General features: G+C 51.4%; 3 protein-coding genes. All 3 read right to left on the bottom strand.

The features are described 5' to 3' along the window. Positions 1-199 (bottom strand): hypothetical protein (locus AC19YS_RS32005; RefSeq protein ID WP_500603540.1); only part of this gene is annotated, 199 nt, incomplete at its 3' end. Between the two features lie 56 nt (positions 200-255). Continuing rightward, the gene (locus tag AC19YS_RS32000) at positions 256-885 is read right to left on the bottom strand and encodes a hypothetical protein (RefSeq protein ID WP_500603539.1); all 630 of its coding nucleotides are present in this window, start codon (positions 883-885) and stop codon (positions 256-258) included. Positions 886-1,228: 343 nt separating this feature from the next. Beyond that, on the bottom strand, positions 1,229-1,737 hold a 509-nt coding region (locus AC19YS_RS31995; RefSeq protein ID WP_500603538.1), incomplete at its 5' end, for a phage tail tip fiber protein.

Raw genomic sequence — 1,737 nt, 5'->3', positions numbered from 1 at the left:
ACTCCATCAGAGCGCCAGTCGGCAACCCGCCTGACTGCGATACTGTGCCAGTGATTGCAGCATATGCGGCAGACCTAAGGTTGTCGGTTTTCCCATAAAGCTCAGTCGTCATAGCGTTAATCTTAACACCAGTACTGCGTGTTGTATCGCCTCCAGCGCCTGTTGGGGCCGTGCCCAGATTGATTTCTTGCCGCGACATAGCTTTCTCCAGACAATAAAAAACCGCTCAAGGCGGCATAGGTGGTTGGCACTAATTCAGGTTATGGGTTTTGCGAATACTACAGGTACGAAAAGCGACGTAACATTTGTCACACCTACAGTAAAAACCACAACCCTATTGTTAGTGTAATCCCAAGTGCAATACAGCTTCGCCGAGCGTGTATTGGCTGCGCTTACATCCATGCCAATATTATTAATCATCATATAATCACCGCCATTCAACGGAGACGGCGCGGTAAAGTTTACCTGCGTCGTGCCTTGGCCCGTTTGGCTTGAGCCGATAAAAGTCCATGCTGAAATTGTTCGTGTGAACTGAGCGCAAGGCGTTCCACTATCGAACAAAAGCTTTCCATTCGCGCCCCAAAGTCGAAAACCGTAGGTGGCAGTAGGTGTTGATTGAAAGGCAGCTGCGAAATATTTGCCCGAACCGCCGCCAACAAACGAAAAACCAGTCCAGTTACCTGCACTACCGTTAACTCTCGCGTAGCTCAGAGTAAAAGAACTATTCGGTCTGATAAATACGAGAGGCGGCTCTTGGGAGGTAATGGGCGTAGGGAAGTTTATCGGCCCGGCATAATCACCTTTATGTAAGACCACAAGCCTGGAGTACTCAGAATCTAAGACTACCGTGTCCTTGTCATTAGTGAACTGCATACCGTAAGTCATTACCGGTACCTCATAACCAGAAGCCGCTGGGTTTCAAGAGCAGGAGCAGGACTAGCACTTGCTTGAATATTTCGATTAACCATCCATACCCTTACATATCCGCTAAATACTTGAGGCTCCTGTTGTATGGCATAAAGATTCTGGGAGTTAGGATCAGCGGGGTAAGGTACGACAGGCACACAGACGGCGCTGCAGGTTGCCGGATCGCACCCTGGAACAGCAATGTCCACATAACTGATACCTGTTGGCCGAGATACCAGCCCCGAATAGATCACCCTGACGCTAAAGGATGTTTCATCAAGCTCTAAGGCGCCTGTAGCCCCCCAAATTCTTACTCCATAAGTCATGCGGAAAGATCTCCCCACTGATAGCGCTTGCCGCCAACCTCATCGAACACTTTGCCTCCTCGATTGTTAATTACTTGGCGAGCCTGGCCAGAACCGAGAGAGCTATTTATTTCAAACGTCCCGTCGAAGAACAACTTCCAGCCGCTGGTACCGGCCACATAATTGTTTGACTGGATGTAGTTGCCGATCTTGGCGTTGGTGATCGTGCCGTCCTGAATGAAAGCCGACTTAATGAACGTCTGCCCACCCTGGACCGCAAAGGGCACGATGCCGGCCTGCCCGAGGGCGAACCGGTCGGCGTCGATGATGAACTGCGACTGCAGACCGCCGGGCCCGTTCTCCAACCCAAGCCCGATACCGGCGTATTTGTAGAGGCCAGTCGCGGCTTCGTACTGCAACCGCACGGTCCAATTTGCCGTGACCTTGCCGTCGACGGTTTGAATCGCCGTGGCGTTGGTCTGGATAGCCAGTGTGTTTCCGCCAACCGTGGACTGAACTGTATCAA

Source organism: Pseudomonas sp. MF08831, from assembly GCF_059862645.1.
Note: the sequence above shows the minus strand (reverse complement) of the source record. Positions and strands in the feature narration are given on the sequence as shown.